General features: G+C 47.1%; 3 protein-coding genes. All 3 read left to right on the forward strand.

Going from position 1 to position 26,257, the window contains the following annotated elements:
* Positions 1–20: 20 nt before the first annotated feature.
* Genes fenD through fenA form a run of 3 tightly spaced genes read left to right on the forward strand, consistent with a single transcriptional unit; the run spans position 21 to position 26,239 of the window.
* Entirely contained in the window at positions 21–7,736 is a 7,716-nt protein-coding gene (gene fenD, locus NST16_RS08085) for a fengycin non-ribosomal peptide synthetase FenD (RefSeq protein ID WP_340885538.1), read from the forward strand.
* 16 nt (positions 7,737–7,752) lie between these two features.
* Positions 7,753–15,417, forward strand: a complete 7,665-nt coding sequence (fenE, locus tag NST16_RS08090) for a fengycin non-ribosomal peptide synthetase FenE (protein ID WP_340885541.1) — start codon at positions 7,753–7,755, stop codon at positions 15,415–15,417.
* Between the two features lie 25 nt (positions 15,418–15,442).
* Positions 15,443–26,239 (forward strand): fengycin non-ribosomal peptide synthetase FenA, encoded by a 10,797-nt coding sequence (gene fenA / locus NST16_RS08095; RefSeq protein ID WP_340885545.1) that lies wholly within the window; start codon positions 15,443–15,445, stop codon positions 26,237–26,239.
* The last annotated feature ends 18 nt before the right edge of the window (positions 26,240–26,257 follow it).

Consider the following 26,257-nt stretch of genomic DNA (forward strand, 5'->3'; position numbering starts at 1 on the left):
GGAAAAGGTGTGTGGAATTGATGACGCAAGCAACACAGATCCAAGATATTTATCCGTTATCGTACATGCAGGAAGGGATGCTGTTTCATTCACTGCTTGATTTCAGCTCTAAAGCTTATGTGGAGCAAACCTCGTTTACCATTACAGGCAGCCTGTGTATCGATTCGTTTCAAAAGAGCTTAAATCTTCTTGTTTCCCGATACGATATTTTCAGAACCATATTCATTAAGGAGGTGCCGGATCTCACTGGGCCGCAGCAAGTTGTGCTGACAAACCGTGAATTAACCGTACAAAGGGAAGATCTTTCTCACCTGAAACATGGTGAGCAGCTTGCTCTGATAGAAGACTTTATGCAGCACGACCGGGAAAAAGGGTTTCACTTGCAAAAAGATCCGTTAATGCGGCTTACGCTTTTTGATAGAGGAGACAGCACATATACATGTGTCTGGACACATCACCATATCATCATGGATGGCTGGTGCTTGGGCATCATCCTCAAAGAATTCTTCAGCATGTATGACTCAATTAAAAATAACAGGCCTGTGCAGCTCGGCAGCACGGTGCCGTACAGCCGTTATATTGAATGGCTCGGAGAACAAGATAAAGAAGAAACCGCTGCATACTGGAGAGATTATCTGCAGGAGTACGGCAAGACCGCTTCTATTCCCAAGCTAAAAAGCCGCTCAGCGAACGGGGAATATGAACCCGCACATATCCGTTTTTCTTTGGATCAAGCTATCGTTCAGAAATTGACAGCAGCTGCCCAAAATTGGGGTGTTACATTAAACACTTTATTTATGAGTCTATGGGGTGTTCTTCTCCATCGGTACAACGGAACCGATGACGCGGTCTTCGGCTCTGTTGTTTCCGGACGTCCGTCTGCAATTGACGGGATCGAGTCAATGGTCGGCTTGTTTATTAACACGGTTCCGGTGCGTATTCGATCTGCAGAGAAAAAGGCGTTTTCTACGCTTGTCAAATCCGTGCAGGAGGATACTTTACATTCTGAGCAGCATGGTTATTATCCGCTTTATGAGATTCAAAACCGCAGTGCTTTGAAGCAAGGATTGATTGATCATATTCTTGTCTTTGAAAATTATCCCGTACAGCTTCAGCAGGCAGTCAATAGGCAAAGCGAAAATGACGAAAACGCATTGAAGCTTGATGACATTTCTATGTCAGAACAAACCAACTATGACTTTAACGTTGTCATCGTTCCAGGTGAATCATTTTATATTAAATTCAGCTACAATGCCGCCGTTTATGAACGGGAAGAGGTGCTTCGGATTCAGGGGCACCTCATGGAGGCAATGGATTGTATTTTGTCAAATCCGGATATTGCTGTCGGAAACATCAACATTGTGCCTCCTGAAGAACAAAAGCTCATTCAATCGTTTAACGAAACGGAGTGCCATTATCCAAACAATACGGTATCTCAATTGTTTGAGGAGCAGACTCTCAAAACACCTGATGCGGCTGCTTTGAGAATGGGAGATGAGTGCCGGACATATCGGCAATTAGATGAAAGAGCCAATCAGATTGCGCACGCCCTGATAGAAAAGGGAGCTGGACCTAACGGGATTGTCGCAGTGATGATGGAACGGTCAATGGACATGGCTGCTGCCCTGCTTGGAATTTGGAAAGCCGGCGGCGCTTATCTGCCTCTTGACCCAAGTTATCCGAAAGAACGGCTTTCTTTTCTGCTGCATGACAGTCAAGCAGCTCTCTTACTGACAGAAGAAGAACTTATTTCTTCCATCCCGTCAGGCTATGAAGGCAGTATTGTGACATCAGAACATACAGCACATTACAAAACGGACTCTCCTGATGTATCGATTGGTAAGCTTGCCTACCTGATCTATACGTCAGGAACGACAGGACGGCCAAAAGGTGTGCTCGTTGACCATCAAGGAATTGCAAATACCTTGCAGTGGAGACGGGAAGAGTACGGCATGAGGAAAGGGGATACAGCACTTCATCTGTTTTCCTATGTTTTCGACGGCTGCGTGACGAGCTTGTTTACTCCGCTTCTGTCCGGTGCATGCGTGCTGCTGACAACAGAGAACGAAGCGAAGGACGTGCTCGCCCTTAGACGGAAAATAGCTCAATACAAGGTCAGTCATATGCTTATTGTTCCTTCCTTGTACCGGGTGTTATTAGAAGTGCTGACAGCTGAAGATGCACAAAGTCTTCGTATCGTGACATTTGCGGGCGAAGCAGTGACTCCCGACCTGCTAGAGTCTAGCAGAAAGATTTGCCCCTCCGCTGAACTTGCAAATGAATATGGACCGACAGAAAACAGTGTGGCAACAACAATACTTCGGCATCTGAACGAAAAAGAGAAAATCACGATTGGACGCCCGATTGCCAATACAAAAGTATATATTTTACAAGGAGATCAGCTGCAGCCGATAGGCGCGGCGGGTGAATTGTGTATTTCAGGCGCGGGTCTCGCACGGGGGTACTATAAGCGGCCAGAGCTAACAGAGAAAGCATTCACAGGCCATCCATTCCTCAAAGGGGAACGCTTATATCGAACCGGAGATGCAGGGCGCTTCCTGCCTGATGGCACGATTGAATATGTTGGACGTTTTGATGATCAGGTAAAAATCAGGGGATATCGCATTGAATTGAGTGAGATTGAAACTGTTCTTCGGCAAGCACCTGGAGTGAAGGAAGCTGCGGTGCTTGCCCGTGATGTGTCTGATGAGGAAAAGGAACTCGTTGCTTATATCGTTCCGGAAAAGGGAAACGGCCTTCCGAATCTGCACCAGCATCTAGCCGGTACATTGCCGTCCTATATGATTCCCGCAAGCATCATCAAAGTCACTCAAATGCCGTTAACATCCAGCGGGAAGCTCGACCGTTCCGCACTTCCGGAACCAGAAAACACAACTAGCTTAACGTACATGCCGCCACACACTTTAATGGAAACTAAACTGGCACGCATTTGGGAAGAGGTACTGAACAGAAATCAAATCGGTATTCGCGATGATTTCTTTCAATTAGGCGGACAGTCCTTAAAAGCAGCCACACTCGTATCGAGAATACATAAACGGCTGAATATCGAGCTGCCGCTCAGCGACGTTTTTTCTTATCCGACCGTGGAAAGCATGGCAGCCAAACTGATGAGTTTCCATGAGCATGCTTTTACGCAGATTGAACCTGCGGATTATAGAGATGTTTATCCGCTGTCTTTCTCGCAAAAAAGATTATACGCTCTTTACCAGCTGGCAGATGACAGCACAGGCTACAACATGCCGGCAGTACTGGAACTGCGAGGACATTTGGATCGCGGGAGATTGAGAAAAGTTCTCACAGAGCTTGTGATTCGGCATGAATCATTGCGTACTGCATTTGAACTGAACAACGGAGAGCCAGTGCAAAGGATTCATCCGGCGCTGACAGCTGATCTGAAAGAGCTTGAAATTGAATCAGAACAAATGCTGCAGTCTGCGATCTCGTCCTTTATCAAACCGTTTGATCTAACGGTTGGACCGCTTTTTAGAGCAAGCTTGATATCTCTTGAAAAAGAAAGAGCCTATTTGCTGCTCGATATGCATCACATCATTGCTGACGGAATCTCTATGAGTACACTCGTCCAAGAATTCACTGATCTTTATTGCGGAAAAGAGCTTCCAGCTTTAAACCTGCATTATAAGGATTTTGCGGTTTGGCAGCAAGAGAAGTTCCCGAAAACGCATTACAGCAAACAGGAGGCCTACTGGCTGAAGCAGCTTGGCGGCAGCCTTCCAGTATTGGAATTGCCTCTTGATAAAACGAGGCCGCTTCTGCCTGATTTCAGCGGCGGGACATTTGAAGTAAACATTGATAAAAGAACGGCGGAAGAACTGCACCGCTTGATGTTTGAAACGGGAACGACGATGTATATGCTCCTTCTGGCTGTCTATTCCATCATGCTTTCCAAACTGAGCGGACAGGAGGATATGGTTGTCGGCTCGCCTGCTGCCGGGAGACCGCACGCTGATCTGGATCGGGTCATTGGGATGTTCGTCAATACATTGGCTATGCGATGCCAGCCTGAGGGCCACAAAACGTTCAGCTCTTATTTGCAGGAAATTCGCGAACTTGCTCTGACTGCATACGAGCATCAGGATTACCCTTTTGAAGAGCTCGTCAATAAGCTTGAAACGAAACGAGAGATCAATCGCAATCCGCTGTTTGACGCGATGCTCGTGCTTCAAAACAGCGAAGATTTCCAGTTTGAAGTGCCCGGTTTATCTATCTCGTCTGTAACCCCGTCACACAATGTATCTAAATTCGATTTGACATTACACGCCGAGGAGCATTCCGATGGCATTCGCTGCCGCTTCGAATACAGTACCGCGCTGTTTGAAGAAGAGACCATTGCTAGATGGGCCTCTCATTTTATTGAGCTGGTGAAAGGAATAACCTCTGACATTCATATGAAGCTTTCGGAAATGCAATTGCTGTCTGCTCCAGAGCGCGAATTGCTACTTGAAACGATGGGTCAGTATGCTGACTATCCAAGAGAAGAAAGCATCGTTCATTTATTTGAAAAACAAGCAGCTGAACATCCCGAACATACCGCAGTGGTATGCGATCATATACGGCTGTCTTATCGTGACTTGAATGAAAAAGCAGAACGGACAGCGGCTATACTGATGAAACAAGGGATCCAATCCGGGGATATCATCGGTTTATTGTTGGATCGATCGCCTGATATGGTGATTGGCGTTTTATCTATCCTAAAAGCCGGAGGAGCATACTTGCCGATTGACCCTGAATATCCTCAAGAACGCATCAGCTTTATGCTGAATGACAGCGGGGCAACAATTCTCCTGACAGAGCCCGGACACAACAAACCGGCGGATTACCATGGGCAAATTTTATATCTGAATGACGCCGAAAACGAATTGATTTCGCCTGATTTGAAAGCTCAAGAAATATTAGCAGACCAGCCAGCTTATGTGATTTATACATCTGGAACCACTGGGCAGCCAAAGGGCGTCGTTGTCGAGCATCGCAATGTGATGAGTCTATTGAAGCATCAGGATTTGCCTTTTGATTTTGACAGTGAGGACGTTTGGACTTTATTCCATTCATATTGCTTTGATTTCTCAGTATGGGAAATGTTCGGAGCGTTGCTGAATGGAAGTACGCTGGTTGTTGTCTCCAAAGAAACAGCCCGCGATCCGAATGCATTCCGCTTATTGTTAAAAAAAGAAGGCGTCACAGTACTCAATCAGACTCCAACTGCTTTTTACGGACTCATTCATGAAGAAGAAAACCATACAGACCGATTACATGTGCGATCCGTTATTTTCGGCGGAGAAGCTTTACAGCCCGGCATGCTTGTAACTTGGAACGAGAAATACCCTGATACTGATCTGATCAATATGTACGGCATTACTGAAACAACTGTACATGTGACATATAAGAAATTGTCCTCAGCTGATATAGAAAAAAATAAAAGCAATATCGGAAAACCGTTGGCAACCCTTCAAGCTTATGTGATGGACGCTCATATGAATCTTCAGCCTACAGGAGTTCCAGGAGAGCTGTATATTGGCGGAGAAGGGGTAGCCCGGGGGTATTTGAACAGAGATGATTTGACCGGGGCCCGATTTGTACCTAATCCTTATCTTCCGGGAGACAGATTATACCGAACCGGAGACCTTGCAAAGCGTCTGGCAAATGGAGAGCTGGAATATATGGGCCGCATTGATGATCAAGTAAAAGTGAGAGGACACCGCATCGAGCTCGGTGAAATCCAGGCGTCTCTGCTTCAGCTTCCAATAATTAAAGAGGCGGCTGTCATTACAAGAGCTGATGAACAAGGACAATCCGCTGTCTATGCTTACATGGTTGCGGCAGATGGACAGGCTGTAAATGAAGCAGATATCCGTGCTGCCCTGAGAGCCGTTCTGCCTGATTTTATGGTGCCTGCCCGTTTGATCCAGATTGACAGCATCCCGCTGACGGTTAACGGCAAGCTCGACCAGAAGGCCCTGCCGGAACCAGATAAGCGGGCTCTAGCTGAGAATGATATCAGCCCTAGAAATGAGATTGAAAAGGCGATGGCTGACATTTGGGAGGAACTGCTCGAAGCGGAGAAGATAGGTGTCAGCGCGAATTTCTTTGAGCTTGGAGGGGATTCAATAAAAGCGTTGCAGGTGTGTGCGCGGCTGAAGCAGCGAGGCTATGAAACGACAGTGCGTGAGATGTTTGAGCATCAGACGCTTGGTGAACTGTCGGCTCGCGTTCGCAAAGCTGTTCGCGTAATTGACCAAACGCCCGTTGAAGGTGAGCTGCCTTGGACACCTGTACAGCAATGGTTTTTCTCACAATCATTGGAAGCCCATCATTTTAATCAATCCGTTATGCTCTACCGGGCTGAACGATTTGATGACATTGCACTCAGAAAGGTACTAAAAAGTTTGGTGACTCATCATGACGCACTGAGAATCATATGCCGTTACAAAGATGGCAAGCCTGTACAGGTTAACAGAGGACCAGATCTTCCAGATGAGGAGCTATATGCCTTTGAACTGTTTGATGTAAGAGATCATCACTCAAATACAGCAGGTGATTCACAGGGCTTATCAGCAGAAGCACGCAAACAGATTGAAGAAATGGCAAACCAAATTCAGCAAACCATTCGATTGGAGACTGGCCCTTTGCTTCATGCTGGTTTGTTTAAAGCCGAAGATGGAGACCATTTGTTTCTGACGATTCATCACTTAGTCATTGATGCCGTTTCATGGCGCATTTTATTTGAGGATTTTTCAATTGCTTACGAACAGGCAGTCTCAGGAAAACCCATCGAACTGCCGGAAAAAACAGATTCATATTTCACCTATGCACAAACATTGGCTGACTATTCAAAAAGCCGACGTCTGCAGCGTGAAATCGCGTATTGGAAAGAGCGGGAGGATCGGCATATTGAACCAATTCCCAAAGATCATTCGATCATATCGAACTCATTCAAAGATACAGAAGTAATTGATTTCGAGCTGTCCCGTGAAGACACAGAATTGCTGTTAACTGCTGCTAACAACGCATACAACACGGAAACAAATGATATCCTTCTGACTGCTTTAGGCCTAGCTTTGCTGGAATGGACGGGACTTGACCATTTCAAAATTAGTATGGAGGGCCACGGCAGAGAAGATTATCTTGACAATATTGACATGAACAGAACAGTTGGCTGGTTCACTTCAATTTATCCTGTATGGCTTGATATGAGTGATTCTGACTATACGGATGAAGGTGAGCGGCTGGGGCGATACATTAAACAGACAAAAGACATGCTGCACCGCATACCGCATAAAGGCGCAGGCTATGGAGTGCTGAAATATATCAACAAGATATGGGATGCTGAGTACAGCAATCCGGAAATCAGCTTTAATTACTTAGGCCAGTTTGATCAGGATGTTCAATCAAAGACTTTTGAGATTTCTGATATTAAGACAGGAAATGAAATCAGCCCGGATTGGGAGCGGCCTTATGTGCTTGATATCAGCGGAGCCGTTTCATCAGGGTGCCTGCACATGCACATCATTTATAACGGACTTCAATTTAAGAAACAAACCATACAGGCATTAGCCGATCATTTTAAACATGCGCTTGAAAACATAATCCAGCATTGCGCGGGCAAAGAAAACCGTGAATGGAGTGCCGCTGATTTTACTGATGAGGAATTAACGCTGGAGGATTTAAGTGAAATTATGGGAGCCGTCAACAAACTATAGGAGAGGAGATTCATTGATGCCGCAGCAACCCGAAATACAGGATATATATCCCTTGTCTTTTATGCAGGAGGGGATGCTTTTTCATTCGCTGTATGATGAACAGTCGAGAGCTTATTTTGAACAGGCTTCTTTTACAATCAATGGGCAGCTTGACTTAGACCGTTTCCAGAAAAGTATGGACGCTGTTTTTGACAGGTATGAAATCTTTCGAACGACTTTTATCTACAAAAATGTAGCCAAACCTCGTCAGGTGGTGCTTAAAGACCGTTCTTGCCGTGTTCATTTTGAAGATATTTCTCATCTTAATGAGAGAGAGAAAGAACATTGTACAGAAGCATTCAAGGAACAAGATAAAAAAAGGGGCTTTGATCTTCAGTCGGATGTACTGATGAGAATATCCGTTTTAAAATGGGCGCCTGAGCGTTACGTGTGCATCTGGAGCCATCACCATATTTTAATGGATGGATGGTGCTTAGGCATTATCATTAAAGACTTTCTCCACATTTATCAAGCGCTGGGAGAAGGGCGGCTTCCATATTTGCAGCCAGTTCAGCCGTACGGAACGTATATTAAATGGCTGATGCAGCAGGATCGTGAAGAGGCAGCTGCGTATTGGAAAAAGCGACTGCAGCACTTCGAGAAAGCTTCTTCTTTGCCAAAAAGAAACGAGCAAGTATCAGAAGGTGAATTACAGCAGGTCACGTTTACTATCTCTGAAAAAGAAACGTCCGATTTGCAGAAAATCGCAGCAGCATCCGGTGCAACGCTTAACACCGTTTTCCAAGCTTTGTGGGGGATTTTGCTGCAAAAATTCAATCGCTGTGACGATGCCGTGTTCGGATCAGTCGTCTCAGGCAGGCCTTCTGAGCTGAAAGATGTAGAAAATATAGTCGGCCTTTTTATTAATACCATTCCCATCCGGGTCCAAAGCAAATCTCTTTCTTTCTCTGACCTGGTCAGTCGGATGCAAAAGGAAATGACTGAAGCAGAAGCATACAGCTATTTCCCTCTATATGACATTCAAGCGCAGAGTGCTCTTAAACAAGAACTCATTGATCATATTATCGTGTTTGAAAACGTGCCGACCCAGGAAGAAATTGAAGGATTAAACCAGACTGGATCGTTCGGTTTCTCAGTGGAAAACTTTGCGATGGCGGAGGAGACGAATTATGGATGCAGCGTCAAAGTGATTCCAGGCCGCACATTGTTCGTGCGCATCAATTTTCATACAGGTTTATATGAGCCTGGCATAATTGCCGAGATAAAAGATTATTTACTGCATATGATTTCAGCTGTCATCTCTGATCCTTCTCTTCCTGTTTCAAGGATGACGTTACTAGATAAAGACAAAACACAGAAAATGGTTGCTGAATATAATACGACGGGGGCTGTTTCAGCGTTAGCTCCGACGCTGCACGGGCTGTTTGAACGTCAGGCGGCTTTGACGCCGGAGCGGACGGCCTTACGCTTTTCTGGCGGCTCGCTGACTTACGCACAGCTTGACATGTACGCCAACAGGCTGGCAGCGCGCCTTACGGCGCACGGTGTCACGAAGGAAAGCATTGTTGGTTTTCTAAGCGAGCGTTCGCCGGACATGCTGACAGCCGTTCTCGCCGTATTAAAAGCAGGCGGGGCTTATTTGCCTCTTGATCCTGCATATCCAGAGGAGCGGCTGAGCTATATGCTGAAAGACAGCGGGGCAGCATTGTTGCTGACACAGCCGGGATTAAAGACACCTGATTTTTCCGGAAAGACACTTGAAGTGGATCTGACGGCTCTTGCGAATGAAGAATCCGAATATCACTCTCTTCATCAAGCGGACAGCGATTCTCTCGCCTATGTGATCTATACGTCAGGCTCCACTGGACGGCCGAAAGGAGTCGCCGTTGAGCACCGCCAGGCGGTTTCCTTTCTGACCGGCATGCAGATGCAGTTTCCTTTAGAGGAAGACGACATCATTATGATGAAAACGTCTTTTTCCTTTGATGCGTCTGTCTGGCAGCTGTTTTGGTGGACGCTTTCAGGTGCTTCGGCCTATCTGCTTCCGTCCGGCTGGGAGAAAGATCCGGCATTGATGGTAAAAGCTATTCGAGAGGAAAGCATTACAACGGCCCATTTTATTCCGGCCATGCTGAACAGCTTTTTGGACCAAGCGGAAATCGAAGCACCGAGAAGCCTGAAGCGTGTATTCGCCGGAGGTGAACCGCTGGCCCCTCATACGGCAGCCCGTTTCGCTTCTTTGCTGCCCGAGACATCGCTCGTTCACGGCTACGGGCCGACAGAAGCAACTGTTGATGCGGCATTTTACACGTGTGATCCGGAGCTTGACAGGGATCGCTTGCGCCTTCCGATCGGAAAACCTGTGCCTGGCGCGCGTCTGTATGTGTTAGATCCGCATGTAGCCGTACAGCCTGTCGGCGTAGCGGGAGAATTGTATATCGCTGGAGCCGGCGTCGCCAGAGGCTACTTGAATCGTCCGGAATTAACAGAAGAACGTTTTCTTGATGATCCATTTTATCCGGGAGAGCGCATGTACAAAACAGGGGATTTAGCACGCTGGCTCCCAGATGGTCAGGTTGAATTCCTCGGCCGTCTTGATGACCAGGTGAAAATCCGCGGCTACCGGATTGAGCCGGGAGAAATCGAAGCGGCGCTCAGAAGCATCGAAGGCGTGCGGGAAGCGGCTGTGACTGTTCGTACAGAAAGCGGCGAGGCGGAATTATGTGCGTATGCAGAAGGGCTCGGAAGAAACGAAGTGCGCAAGCAGCTTGAGACATTGCTTCCAGGCTACATGATTCCTGCTCATATCATTGAGATGGAACAATGGCCGGTTACCCCGAGCGGAAAGCTCGACCGAAAAGCGCTGCCTGCTCCTGACGGAGCGGCAGATCGGGAAACCTACACAGCGCCGAGAAACCTGACAGAGATGAAGCTTTCCCAGCTGTGGGAGGAAGTGCTGAAAAGCGGCCCTGTCGGCATTCACGACAACTTTTTTGACCGGGGAGGCCATTCCTTAAAAGCCACCGCGCTTGTCTCCCGGATCGCCAAGGAATTCGGCGTCCAAGTGCCGCTGAAGGAGGTATTTGCCCATCCGACGGTAGAAGGTTTGGCTTCTGTCATCAGCGAAGGAACGGAAAGTCCGTATGAAGCCATTAAGCCGGCTGAAAAACGCGAGACCTACCCGGTTTCCTCCGCCCAAAAGCGGATGTATGTGCTCCAGCAGCTGGAGGATGGAGGCACAGGCTACAATATGCCGGCAGTCTTGGAGCTTGAAGGAAAGCTGGATCTTACAAGAATGGATGCCGTATTTAAAAAGCTGATCAAACGCCACGAGTCACTGCGGACGTCCTTTACAACGGACACAGACGGCGAGCCGGTTCAGCGCATCCATGACGAAGTGCCGTTTACATTCCACACCTCTGTGCTCGGCGGACAAACTGAACAGGAAGCCGCGGCAGCGTTTATCCAGCCGTTTGATCTCAGCCAAGCTCCGCTGTTTCGGGCGGGGATCGTCAAGGTATCAGACGGGCGGCATCTATTACTGGTTGATATGCATCACATTATTTCTGATGGTGTTTCAGTCAATACGCTCATTCGGGAATTCGGAAAGCTGTACGCCAATCATGAGCTACCTGCGCTTCACATTCAATATAAAGACTATGCCGTATGGCAGGAGGCCTTTAAAAAAGGAGACACGTACAAGACCCAGGAGGCGTACTGGCTGAAGCAGCTCGAAGGCGAGCTGCCCGTACTGGACCTGCCGGCTGATTACGCCCGGCCGCCGGTGCGAAGCTTCGCGGGTGATCAAGTTTCATTTACGCTCGATCAAGAACTCACAGCCGGGCTTCACAAGCTCGCACGCGAGAATGGAAGCACCCTGTACATGGTGCTCCTGGCAGCTTACACAGCGTTATTGGCGCGCTTAAGCGGACAGGAAGACATCATCGTCGGGTCACCAATTGCCGGACGTCCTCACAAGGACCTCGAGCCGATACTTGGAATGTTCGTCAACACCCTGGCGCTGCGGACACGCCCGGAGGGCGGGAAGCCATTTGCGCAATTTTTGCAGGAAGTGCGCGAGACCGCATTGGAAGCTTACGAACATCAGGATTATCCGTTCGAAGAGCTTGTCGACAAGCTCGGCGTAACGCGGGATATGAGCCGAAATCCGCTGTTTGATGTGATGTTTGTGCTTCAGAATATGGACCAAGAATCCATGCAGCTGAAGGACCTGTGTCTCCGGCCCGCAACAAATATGGGACATCAAGTATCGAAGTTCGATTTAACCCTGTATGCGTACGAGGAATCTAATGGATCTATGATGTTTCAAATGGAATATAGCACGGATCTCTATCAGAAAAAAACGATCGAAATGTGGCTTCACTATTTAATGAATTTGCTACGCGCCATCATCCAAGACAGCAAAGCAGCACTTGGAACAATACATGTATTGGACGAGAATGAAACCCATTTCCTTATCCATGAACTCAACTGTACAAAAAGAGAGTATCCGAGACATGAAACCATCAGCAGGCTGTTTGAGTTACAGGCTGCACAAACGCCTGATGCCATAGCAGTGGCCGGCGATGAACAAACATTAACGTATGAGGAACTGAACAGCCGGGCAAACAGGATTGCTGCTGTTCTTCGGAGAAAAGGAGTCGGACCTGAAACTGTAGTTGCATTATTGACAACACGAACTCCAGAACTTGCAGCAGGAATGCTCGGCATTTTAAAAGCTGGAGGAGCCTATCTGCCTATTGCTAAGGATCTGCCCGCTGACCGAATATCATATATGCTGTCAGACAGCGGTGCAAAAATACTCCTTCGATCTGAAAAAACAAATAGTCAACAATTAGACTTAGAGCATAATTGTGAGCAAATCGTCATTGAAGAGATTCAAGGACAAGGAGAAGCGAAGAACTTTGAATCTCCAGCAGGACCACATTCACTCGCTTATATCATCTATACATCAGGATCAACCGGCAAACCGAAGGGTGTCATGATTGAACAGCGAAGTGTGATCCGTCTCGTTAAAAACAGCAATTACATTGAATTTACACCTGAAGACCGGCTTCTGCTGACTTCTTCACTCGGTTTTGATGTCGTTACATTTGAAATACTCGGGCCGTTGCTAAATGGCGCTGCTTTGCATCTCACAGATAAAGAAACATTTCTGGATTCCCATCAGCTTAAGAGATACATAGAACAAAACGGAATCACCACAATGTGGCTGACTGCATCTCTTTTCAACCATTTAACAGAACAGAATGAGAAAATATTTTCCCGGCTCATAAATCTGATTATTGGCGGAGAAGCTCTGTCAGCCAGTCATGTCAATCGAATCAAGCAAGCATGCCCGGAATTGTCAATCTGGAACGGATATGGGCCGACTGAGAATACAACATTTTCGACTTGCTTTCACATTGAAAAAACGTATGATCATTCCATCCCGATCGGCCGGCCGATTGGTAATTCAACCGCATTTATCTTAAATAAATGGGGAATGCTGCAGCCAATCGGAGCTGTCGGTGAACTGTGTGTCGGCGGAGATGGTGTGGCAAGAGGCTATCTTGGTCGCCCAGACCTGACGAAAGAGAAATTTGTGCCAAATCCATTTGCACCCGGCGAACAAATGTACCGTACCGGTGATCTGGCACGCTGGCTGCCTGACGGCACAATTGAATACGTAGGCCGTGTCGATGATCAGGTAAAAATAAGGGGCTACCGGGTTGAGCTTGGTGAGATTGAATCTGCGCTTCGTCATATAGACGGTGTCAAAGAAGCAGCTGTATTGGCGCGAACAGGACAATTAGGCAGCAAGGAGCTTTGCGCCTATATAAGCGTAAAAGAGGGTACAGATGCTGAACAAGTGCGTACTCACCTTTCTCAAATGCTGCCTGGCTATATGATGCCGGCCTATATGATAGAAATGGATGCTCTCCCGCTCACGGCCAACGGAAAATTGAACCGAAAAGCACTGCCTGAACCAGATATCACATCTAAACAAACGTACGTCCCGCCTCGCAATGACCTTGAAGAACAGCTTGCGATCATATGGCAGGAGGTTCTCGGGACACAGAGGATCGGAATAGAAGATTCGTTTTTTGAACTAGGCGGAGATTCAATTAAGGCTCTTCAAGTATCCGCGCGCCTCGGACGTTATGGATGGAGCTTGCATGCAAGCGATTTATTCCGCCATCCAAAAATAAAAGATTTATCAGCAGTCATCCGGAAGACAGAAAGAGTAATAGACCAAGGATCTGTTCAGGGAGCTGTTCCATGGACACCCATTCAGCATTGGTTCCTCTCTCAGGATATAGAAGATAGGCACCATTTTAACCAGTCTGTCATGCTGTTTACTCCTGATTGTTTGTCTGAAGATGCACTGCGAGCGTCATTGAAAAAACTGGCAGAGCATCATGATGCCCTGCGGATGATTTATCGGGATGATAGCGGACAACAGCTGCAAATCAACCAAGACATTCATGAATCCAAACTGTACAGCTTAAGGACTTCTGATGTTTCAGATCCGGGTATCGATTGGGAAACGAGCATTAAAGAAGAAGTTGCAAATCTTCAGCAAAGCATTAATCTCGAACAAGGACCATTACTGCATGCCGCTTGGTTTAAAACGCTGTCCGGAGATTATTTATTTCTCACGATTCATCATTTGGTCGTTGATGGGGTATCATGGAGAATTTTACTGGAGGACCTGTCAGCGGCATATCATCAAGCAGCTTCAGGACAGGCTATACAGCTTCCGCCTAAAACAGATTCCTATCTTGAATACGCACGGCGAATTCAAGATTATGCCCAAAGCAGCAAGCTGATTCGTGAGGAAACGTACTGGCGGACAGTTGAAGAGGAAAAAGCAGCGGAACTGCCATATGAAATGCCTTATATGGAGAATATGAACAGCAATGAAAGGGAAACATTGCGCTTTTCACTCACTGAAGCAGACACCGCGGTCTTGCTGCAAAAGGTAAACCACGCTTATGGCACTGATACACAAGATATTCTATTGACGGCGGCTTCCTTAGCGATTTGTGACTGGACAGGGGGCAGCAAGCTCCGTATGGCAATGGAGGGACACGGAAGAGAACATATTCTTCCAGATTTAGACATCAGCCGCACGGTTGGCTGGTTTACATCCATTTACCCCGTCCTTATTGACTTTGAAAATCAAGCGGATGAGCTTGGAACCGCAGTTAAAACCGTGAAAGATACATTGGGCCGGATACCGAACAAAGGGGTAGGCTACGGCATCTTGAAATATATCACACCTCCCGAATATAAAAGTATGGTGTTTTCAAAAACACCTGAAATCGGCTTTAACTATTTGGGGCAGTTCAACGACATAGGAAGACAAGACCGTTTCCGCCCGTCCGGTCTTGGGAGCGGTAAGGACATCACTCCTACTTGGAAGCGGGAACAGCTTATTGAAATGAGTGCGATGGCAGCAGAAAATCAGCTTCATTTTCAGCTCAGCTATGCGCCAGCACGGTTTCACAGGAGGACAATGGAGCGTCTTATCAACCTAATTGAATGCTATCTGCAGGATATTATGAAACACTGTGCTGAAAAACAGAACACAGAAAAGACGCTGAGCGATTTCAGCAGCCAATCGTTAACGGCAGAGGATTTGGACAGTATATCCAGCTTGGTGGAAGACTTGTAGAAAATCGTGACAGGGAGATATGAACATGACAAAAGCGAATTCAATTCAGGATATTTATCCGCTGTCTTATATGCAGGAAGGAATGCTTTTTCATTCCCTCCTGCATAAAGATTCACGGGCATATGTTGAACAAGCCTCTTTTACAATAGAGGGAGATGTTAATTTACAGTTTTTCCAAGAGAGCATCAATGCTTTAGTAGCAAGACATGACATTTTCAGAACGATTTTCATCAGCCAAAATGTCTCTTCACCTCAGCAGGTTGTTCTGAGAGAACGGACTGTCAGTGTACTGGAGGAGGACATTGCTCATTTAGATGAAGCGGGCCAATCTGCGTTTGTCGAACAAATAAAAGAAAAGGACCGCGCCAAAGGGTTTCATCTGCAAAAGGATATGCTCATGCGCATCACACTTATTCGAACCGGAAAGCGGGAATATACTTGTATTTGGACCTTTCACCACATCATGATGGACGGCTGGTGCCTCGGCATTGTACTAAAAGAATTCCTTCAGATTTATGCATCAAAAATAAAAGGGGCTCCATTATCACTGGAGCCCGTTCAGCCATACGGAACTTATATCAATTGGCTGATGGAGCAAGACAAAGAGAAAGCTGTTTCCTATTGGGACAATTATCTTTCCGGCTATGAGCAGCAAACCCTGCTCCCGAAGCAGAAAAAAACAAAGAGTACAAGCAGGCAGGAGCAAATTACATTTTCATTTTCAAAAGAAGACAGCAGCAGGCTGTCAGAGCTTGCCGTAAGAGAAGAAGTCACACTCAGCACGATTTTCCATACCCTGTGGGGGATTCTCCTTCAAAAATATAACAATAGTGATGACGCGGTATTCGGTTCTGTCATGTCAGGAAGGCCCTCAGACATTGAAGGAATTGAACAAATGGTTGGGCTTTTCATCAACACAATTCCCATACGGCTACACGGATCAAAAAGGCCATTTTTACAGCTCGTAAAAGACATGCAAAAGGATCGCCTTGCTGCAGAAGCGTACAGCTACCATCCTCTATACGAGATACAGTCCCGTTCAGCAGTCAAGCAAGGTTTGATAGATCATATTCTTGTATTCGAAAACTATCCGGTGCAGAAAGAAATAGAAATGCTGAACAGCCAGGAGCACGATTCCGATCTTTTTCAGATTCATAACTTCACAGTGGCGGATGAAACCAATTACAGCTTTTATCTCATGGTCGCACCAGCGGAAGAAATCCATATAAAAATGAGCTATGATCCAGCACTGCATGACCGATCCTTTGTGCTTTCTGTTAAGGAGCATCTGTTGAACACTGTTTCTCAAATCTTAGATCATCCGCATCTCTCACCAGCAGACATCGATATCATAACAGACAATGAAAAGCTGCAGTTGATTGGGGAAATCAAAGATCACACACCAGCTTATGAAACCATCCATGCCATGTTTGAAAAACAGGCAGAAAAGACGCCTGACGCGCAGGCTATAATTGATCAAGCACAATCTCTGACCTATAAAGAATTGAACGAATCCGCCAACAGATTGGCACGGCATTTGCGGAAAAAAGACGTTATGAGGCAGGAACCTGTCGCAATCATGCTGGAACGCTCAGCTGAGTTCATTACCGGTGTTCTCGGTATATTGAAGGCTGGAGGCGCCATTGTTCCAATCGATCCCCATTATCCGTCTGACAGAATCCATTATATTCTGAATGACTGCGGCTGCTCTCATGTCGTTTCACAAGCGCGTTTTGCACCTTTGCTTGAGACTGGCCTGAATGTTACCTATATGGAAGATACTCAAATCGAAGACGGCAGCTGCTTACATTCAGTGAATAGTGCTGACGATCTGCTCTATATGATTTACACATCAGGCACAACAGGAAAACCAAAAGGCGTTCAATTTGAACATCGAAATATGGCGAACTTGCTACAGTTTGAATTCACTCGCTCTGGCATTGACTTTCAAAATAACGTTTTGCAATTTGCTACTCCTGCCTTTGACGTCTGCTATCAAGAAATATTTTCAACATTGCTGGAAGGCGGCACACTTCATATCGTACCTGAAGCTATAAAAAGAGACGTGCCTCAGCTGTTTGCATTTATAAAAGAGCATCAGACGGCTATTGTGTTTCTCCCAACAGCTTTTATCAAAATGATTTTCAGCGAACAGGAATTTGCGAACGCGTTTCCTCGTGATGTAAAACACCTAATTACAGCCGGTGAGCAATTAATCGTTTCCAGTCTCCTCCAAGATGTTTTGCGTCAGCGCAGCATGTGCTTGCATAATCATTATGGACCTTCAGAAACTCATGTAGTGTCGGCATATACCATATATCCGGGTGACCAAATTCCTGAGTTTCCTCCGATTGGCAAACCGATTGATTGTACTGATATGTATATTTTAAATCGCCAAAAACAGCTGCAGCCTCGGGGAGTATCAGGAGAACTTTATATTTCCGGTTCAAGTGTCGCCAGAGGTTATATCAATAACGATAAACTGACGCGAGAGAAATTTTTACCCGATCCCTTCAGGTCCGGAGCGGTCATGTACCGAACGGGAGATGTAGCGAGAATTCGTGAAGATGGCAATTTTGAATATATCGGTCGAGCCGACGATCAAGTGAAAATCAGAGGTTATCGAATCGAGCCGCAAGAAATAGAAATCGCGTTAATGAATCATCCGGAGGTAAAAGAAGCTGCTATTCTTATCCGGCAAAATCAAAGCGGAGAACATGAATTATGCGCCTATTATAGCAGTACGCACAGGCTGGATTCCTCGGCTTTGCGACAATATCTGGCAAGTGAGCTCCCAGAATATATGATTCCGGCCAAATGGGTCTCGGTTGACAGCATCCCTTTGACGCCGAACGGGAAAGTCGATCAATCAGCTCTTCCAGAACCGGAAGCTTCAATCAGCAGTCATACATACGCTGCTCCGCGGAACCTGTTAGAGGTAAAGCTTTCACAGCTGTTTGAAGATGTGCTGAAGGAAGGCTCAATCGGCATTCACGATAACTTTTTTGACCGCGGCGGACACTCGTTAAAAGCAACGGTGCTTGTGTCGCGAATCGCCAAGGAATTTCATGTGCAAGTCCCGCTGAAGGACGTATTTGCCCATCCGACAGTGGAGGGATTGGCTCTTATTATTCGAAATGCAGAGGAAAATCCCTATGCGGCGATTGCACAGACAAAAGAACAACCGACGTACCCAGTATCATCAGCTCAAAAGCGGATGTACGTGCTCCAGCATCTAGATAATGGCGGTGTCGGCTACAACATGCCGGCAGTTTTAGAACTTGAAGGGAAGCTTGATCGCGAAAAATTGGCTGCTGTATTCAAGGAACTGATCAGCCGGCATGAGCCGCTTCGAACGTCCTTTGTGGCGGGAGAAAACGCCGAGCCCGTACAGCGTATTCACAGTGAAGTTCCGTTTGCGTTAAGTGAGGAAGCCTCTGCTGCTGGTTTTGTCCGTCCATTTGATCTCAGTCAAGCGCCGTTATTCAGAGCTGGCCTTGTGAAGCTTGCGAACGAGAAGCATTTGCTGCTGGTGGACATGCATCATATCATTTCTGATGGTGTATCCGTTCAGCTGTTAATCCGCGAATTCACTGAGCGCTATGCAAATCGTACGCTTAGGCCGTTACGAATCCAATATAAAGATTACGCCGTTTGGCAGCAGGAATTTCAAAAGGGAGACACATACAAAAAGCAGGAGACTTACTGGCTGAGACAGTTTAGCGGTGAGCTGCCGGTGCTTGAGCTCCCAACAGACAAGCGCCGACCGGCAGAACGGAATTTCTCAGGCGGAAAAATGTTATTTCAAATGAATGAAGAAATCACGTCCCGCCTGAAGCAGCTAGCCCGCAAAAATGGGAGTACGTTGTACATGACGCTGCTGGCATTGTATTCAGCTTTTTTGTCGCGGTTAAGCGGTCAGGAAGACATCGTGATCGGTTCGCCTATTGCCGGACGCCCGCATGCCGATCTTGAATCGGTCCTTGGCATGTTCGTCAATACATTAGCGCTCCGGACGCACCCAGCCGGCAATAAGACATTTACGGATTTTCTGAAGGAAGTCAAGCAGACTGCCCTGGAGGCCTATGAGCATCAGGATTATCCGTTTGAGGAGCTGGTTGATCAACTCGGTGTGCAGCGGGAAATGAGCCGGAATCCGCTGTTTGATACAACACTTGTGCTGCAAAATATGGAAAAGCAAACACTGAAAATGAATGATTTGCTGCTTAGATGGAACGATTTGCAGCATCCGATATCTAAGTTCGATATTTCCCTGTATGTCACGGAGCATGAAGCTGAGCTGTACTGTCAGTTTGAATACAGTACCGCTTTGTTTGAAAAAGATACCGTTCAAAGATGGGCCGACCTTTTTACGACACTTGTGGAAAACACAGTTTCCAGTCCTGAGATGGAATTGGACGATATCCCGATCCTGACTTTAGAAGAAGAAAGGTCTTTCATTGACTCATGCCGGCCGCTTGAAGGGACAGGCTATCGGTTGAAACAGACCCTGCACCATGCACTCGAACAGCAAGCAGCAAAAACACCTGACCAACCGGCTGTAATCTTTGAAGACGGAGCGATAACCTACAAGGAATTGAACGAACGGGCGAACCGTGTAGCCTGGGAGCTGATCGACCGCGGAGTAAAAGCCGAAACGACTGTTGCCATTATGGGAAGGCGTTCCCCTGAAATGCTGATCGGGATTTATGCGATTCTAAAAGCAGGCGGCGCTTATCTTCCTATTGACCCGGATTATCCAGAGGAACGGATCCGCTTTTTGCTGAAGGACAGCGATTCTGGGATTCTCCTTATTCAATCTGACAATCTAGACATTCCGGCTTTTAATGGAGAAATCGTTCATCTCAGTCAATTAAACAGCGGGCTGACACATCGTGTATCCAATCCAAATGTTGAAGTCTATCCGGATTCTTTAGCCTATATGATTTATACATCCGGCTCTACTGGAAGACCTAAGGGGGTACAGGTTGAGCATCAATCTGCAGTGAATTTTTTGAATTCCCTTCAGTTCCGCTATCCTTTGAATCAATCGGACGTCATTTTGCATAAAACGTCGTATTCCTTCGATGCTTCGATATGGGAGCTGTTTTGGTGGCCGTACGCTGGCGCCTCTGTTTACCTGCTTCCTCAAGGAGGCGAAAAAGAACCGGACATGATATTGAAGGTCATAGAAGAACAGCAGATTACCGCGATGCATTTTGTGCCTTCTATGCTTCATGCGTTTTTAGAATATCTAAAAAATGGCCCTGTACCGATCAAAACGAACAGGCTGAAGAGAGTGTTTTCTGGAGGCGAACAGCTAGGGGCTCATCTTGTCTCTCGGTTCTGTGAATTGCTGCCAGATGTTACATTAACCAATTCCTATGGGCCTACCGAAGCTACTGTAGAAGCGGCATTCTTTGATTGCCCGGTTGATGAAAAACTTGAACGCATTCCCATTGGCAAACCTATTCATCATGTCAGATTGTATATTCTGAACCAGAAGCAGAGGGTGCTGCCTGCTGGATGTATCGGAGAATTGTATATCGCCGGAGCCGGTGTCGCCAGAGGCTACTTGAATCGTCCGGAATTAACAGAAGAACGTTTTCTTGGTGATCCATTTTATCCGGGTGAACGCATGTACAAAACGGGTGATTTGGCGCGCTGGCTGCCTGACGGACAGGTGGAATTCCTCGGCCGTCTGGATGACCAGGTGAAAATCCGCGGCTACCGGATTGAGCCGGGAGAAATCGAAGCGGCTCTCAGAAGCATAGAAGGCGTGAGGGAAGCGGCTGTGACTGTTCGTACAGAAAGCGGCGAGACGGAATTATGTGCGTATGCAGAAGGGCTCGGAAGAAACGAAGTGCGCAAGCAGCTTGAGACATTGCTTCCAGGCTACATGATTCCTGCTCATATCATTGAGATGGAACAATGGCCGGTTACCCCGAACGGAAAGCTCGACCGAAAAGCGCTGCCTGCTCCTGACGGAGCGGCAGATCGGGAAATCTACTCGGCGCCGAGAAACCTGACAGAGATGAAGCTTTGCCAGCTGTGGGAGGAAGTGCTGAAAAGCGGCCCTGTCGGCATTCACGACAACTTTTTTGACCGGGGAGGCCATTCCTTAAAAGCCACCGCGCTTATCTCCCGGATCGCCAAGGAATTCGGCGTCCAGGTGCCGCTGAAGGAGGTATTTGCCCATCCGACGGTAGAAGGTTTGGCTTCTGTCATCAGCGAAGGAACGGAAAGTCCGTATGAAGCCATTAAGCCGGCTGAAAAACGCGAGACCTACCCGGTTTCCTCCGCCCAAAAGCGGATGTATGTGCTCCAGCAGCTGGAGGATGGAGGCACAGGCTACAATATGCCGGCAGTCTTGGAGCTTGAAGGAAAGCTGGATCTTACAAGAATGGATGCCGTATTCAAAAAGCTGATCAAACGCCACGAGTCACTGCGGACGTCCTTTACAACGGACACAGACGGCGAACCGGTTCAGCGCATCCATGAAGAAGTGCCGTTTACATTCCACACCTCTGTGCTCGGCGGACAAACTGAACAGGAAGCCGCGGCAGCGTTTATCCAGCCGTTTGATCTCAGCCAAGCTCCGCTGTTCCGAGGGGGAATCGTCAAGATATCAGACGGGCGGCATCTATTACTGGTCGATATGCATCACATTATTTCTGACGGTGTTTCAATCAATACGCTCATTCGGGAATTCGGGGAGCTGTACGCCAATCAGGAGCTTCCTCCGCTTCACATTCAATATAAAGACTATGCCGTATGGCAGGAGGCCTTTAAAAAAGGAGACACGTACAAGACGCAGGAGGCGTACTGGCTGAAGCAGCTCAAAGGCGAGCTGCCTGTACTAGACCTGCCGGCTGATTACGCCCGGCCGCCGGTGCGAAGCTTCGCGGGTGATCAAGTCTCATTTACGCTCGATCAAGAACTCACAGCCGGGCTTCACAAGCTCGCACGCGAGAATGGAAGCACCCTGTACATGGTGCTCCTGGCAGCTTACACAGCGTTATTGGCGCGCTTAAGCGGACAGGAAGACATCATCGTCGGGTCGCCTATTGCCGGACGTCCTCACAAGGACCTTGAGCCGATACTTGGAATCTTCGTCAACACCCTGGCGCTTCGGGCACGCCCGGAGGGCGGGAAGCCGTTTGCGCAATTTTTGCAGGAAGTTCGCGAGACCGCATTGGAAGCTTACGAACATCAGGATTATCCGTTCGAAGAGCTTGTCGACAAGCTCGGTGTAACGCGGGATATGAGCCGAAATCCAGTGTTTGACGCCATGTTAGTCGTACAAAATACAGAGCAACAGACTTTGGAGCTGGATGACATACAACTCCAGCCGGCCAGCGTTTCTCATCATGTTTCTAAATTTGACATCACATTGCAGGCTTCTGAGGGTGACGAGCAAATTCATTTACAATTTGAATATTCGTCTGCTCTTTTTCAAAAAGCAACGGTAAAACAATGGACATATCATCTGACAAATTTGCTGAGCCATATCGTCGAAAACCCGAACACCCTTCTTAACGATATCGACATTCTGACTCATGAAGAACGAAACAAACTGCTGAATGAGTTTAACAGCGGCCAAGAAAATGAACATAAAGGGCAAACAATCGATCACCTGTTTGAAAAACAAGCAGCGCTGACTCCGAATGCTCCTGCACTCGTCAGCAGAGAAAACACGCTCACCTATCAGGAACTGGACGAATGGTCCAATGGCATTGCATGGGCACTGCGTGACCGCGGGGTTAAACCGGACACACCAGTCGGAATTATGATGCCTCGTTCGTTCAGCATGATTGCAGCCATTCTGGGCGTTTGGAAAGCCGGCGGCTGTTATGTCCCGATTGATCCGGAATACCCGGCGGAACGGAAACGCTATATACTCGGCGACAGCAGAACCAAACTGCTCATCACTTTACCTGCTGCGGACCAAGAAGCACTTGAAGATTTTGAAGGTGAGATATTCGCCCTAGAGAACGCGGAGACATACGACGGATCACCGCTTCCGCAAGTGTCACGCCCTCAGCATTTGGCTTATATCATTTACACTTCAGGAACGACAGGCCAGCCTAAAGGAGTGATGGTCGAGCATAAAGGAATAGCCAACACCCTGCAGTGGCGCCAAAACGCTTATGCTTTGAATGAGACAGACACAGTCCTTCAGCTCTTTTCTTTTTCGTTTGACGGCTTTTTAACAAGTATGTTCACACCGCTTTTGTCAGGTGCAAAGACAGTGCTGCCTGATGAAAACGAAGCGAAAGATATTTTGTCCATTAAGCATGATCTATCTCATCATCGAATTACACATATGATTATCGTCCCTGTTTTATATCGGGCGCTTTTGGACGTCCTACAGCCGGAAGATGCAAAGACGCTTAGAGTAGTCACGCTTGCAGGAGAAGCAGCTGACCGGGAATTGATAGACCGCAGCATGGCAATATGTCCGAATACAGAGCTAGCAAACGAATATGGGCCGACAGAAAACAGTGTGGCAACCACAGCCATGAGACATATGGAACGGCAGAAAAACGTATGCATCGGCCGGCCGATCGACAATACTGAAGTGCTGATTTTAAACCGGGATCAGCTTCAGCCAATCGGCGTTGCCGGCGAGCTTTGCATAGCAGGAACAGGGCTTGCTAGAGGGTACGTCAATCTTCCGGAACTGACAGCAAAAACGTTCGTTCAGCACCCATTCCAGCCCGAAAAACGCATGTATCGAACAGGTGACGCAGCCAGATGGATGGCAGACGGTACGATCGAGTACTTAGGACGATTGGACGATCAAGTCAAAATCAGAGGCCACCGTGTAGAAACGAAAGAAATTGAATCGGTTATCCGCCGTATAAACGGAGTAAAAGAGGCCGTTGTCCTTGCTCGCGAAACAGCGCCTGCTCAAACCGAATTATGTGCTTATATTGTGGCAGAGCAAGACTTCAATACAGAAATGCTGCGTGCTGAATTAAAAAAACAGCTGCCTTTATATATGATGCCGGCGTTTATTCAAACGCTGGACACGCTTCCTTTGTCACCAAATGGCAAGCTGGATCGCCGGGCACTTCCAGAACCGGCATTCAATCAAGTACGGACATTTCATGCACCGAACAGCGAGATGGAACAAAAACTGGCAGATATATGGGGTGAAGTGCTCGGTGCAGAAAAAATCGGAATTGACGCTTCGTTCTTTGAGCTCGGAGGAGATTCCATTAAAGCGTTACAGGTGTCAGCACGGCTTCATCGAATCGGGAAACAAATGTCGGTTAAAGATTTATTCAGTCATCCGACAATTAAAGAACTGGCAGCCTATATTCGTGATTCCGATACTATTGCCAGCCAAGCTCCGGTTGAGGGTGAAGTACAATGGTCACCTGTTCAGAAATGGTTCCTTTCTCAAGATATAAAAGAGAAACACCATTTTAATCAATCTGTTATGCTGCATCGGAATACCTCTGTCCAAGAAGACGCGCTGCGCAAAACGTTAAAAGCCATCACCATTCACCACGATGCGCTGCGAATGGTGTTCACACAGTCTGAGCAAGGCAAATGGGTTCAATATAATCGGCCGGTCAGTCATTCAGACGACGCGCTGTACAGCCTTCAGATCATCAATCTTAAAGGTTCAGAAGTCAATGCATATGAATCTCTTATGAAACACCATGTACGTGGCATTCAACAGAACATAGATTTGGAAAAAGGGCCGCTATTGCAGGCCGGACTTTTCCGTACAGATGACGGAGACTTTTTGTTCCTAACGGCTCATCACTTCATCGTTGACGGCATCTCATGGCGTGTCCTGTTGGAGGATTTGGCAACCGGATATCGTCAGGCTGTAAAGGGAGAAGGCATTGATTTGCCGCCTAAAACTAGCTCTTTCAAAGCATATACGGAAAAACTCGCCGACTATGCTGAAAGCCGTCAGCTTATGAAACAGCTCGCCTATTGGCGCGAAGCTGAAGAGTATCAGGCAGAAGCACTGCCGTTTGATCAAATAAACGATCAAACGTTAAATCAGAGAAAACGGGAAACAGTTTCATTCTCTCTCAATACAAAAGAGACGGAGGCGCTTTTAAAAAGCATCAACCGCACATATAACACAGATACGCAAGATATGCTGCTGGCTTCCGTAATTCTAGCTTTGCGGGATTGGACGAAACAATCCGCCGTCAAATTGTCATTAGAAAGCCACGGACGCGAGGATGTGTTAGACGGCATAGATGTCAGTCGCACGGTTGGATGGTTTACCGCCATTTATCCGTTATTCGTCAAACTAGATTCAGACTTGACCGACAAGGATCAAGAAGAATACTTGGTTCATGTGTTAAAAACAACAAAAGATACACTGAGACGCGTACCGGACAAAGGATTCGGCTACGGTGTACTCAAGTATTTGACCCCGCCTGAGAAAACTGACGTCGATTTCAGCGGCACAACGGAAATCAGCTTCAACTATCTGGGTCAATTTGAAAACAGCCGTACAACTGAAGCGCCTGATGAAAAAACCTTCTCGTTTTCTCCACTCGGGACCGGAGAAGATATCAGCACCTCTTGGAACCGTGAGCAAACGCTTGATATCAGTGCGATGGCAGCAGAAGGAAAAATGACAGTCAACATGACGTATGAAACATCCCGTTTCCAGCACAAAACAATTGCACAGCTTTGTGAGAATTGCCATCACTACTTACTGAAGCTGATTGATCACTGTCTGAACAAAACAGAAACAGAAAAAACCATCAGTGATTTTGATGATCATGAACTGACCGAGGACGCACTCCAAGAGATCGCTGATATGCTCAGTTTTCACTAATGAAACCGTATAGAAAGG

Source organism: Bacillus sp. FSL K6-1005, assembly GCF_038000225.1.
GTDB lineage: Bacteria > Bacillota > Bacilli > Bacillales > Bacillaceae > Bacillus > Bacillus mojavensis.

Coding starts and splice junctions, on each gene's coding strand:
- fenA (WP_340885545.1), top strand. CDS start 15,443: ATGACAAAAGCGAATTCAATTCAGGATATTTATCCGCTGTCTTATATG.
- fenE (WP_340885541.1), top strand. CDS start 7,753: ATGCCGCAGCAACCCGAAATACAGGATATATATCCCTTGTCTTTTATG.
- fenD (WP_340885538.1), top strand. CDS start 21: ATGACGCAAGCAACACAGATCCAAGATATTTATCCGTTATCGTACATG.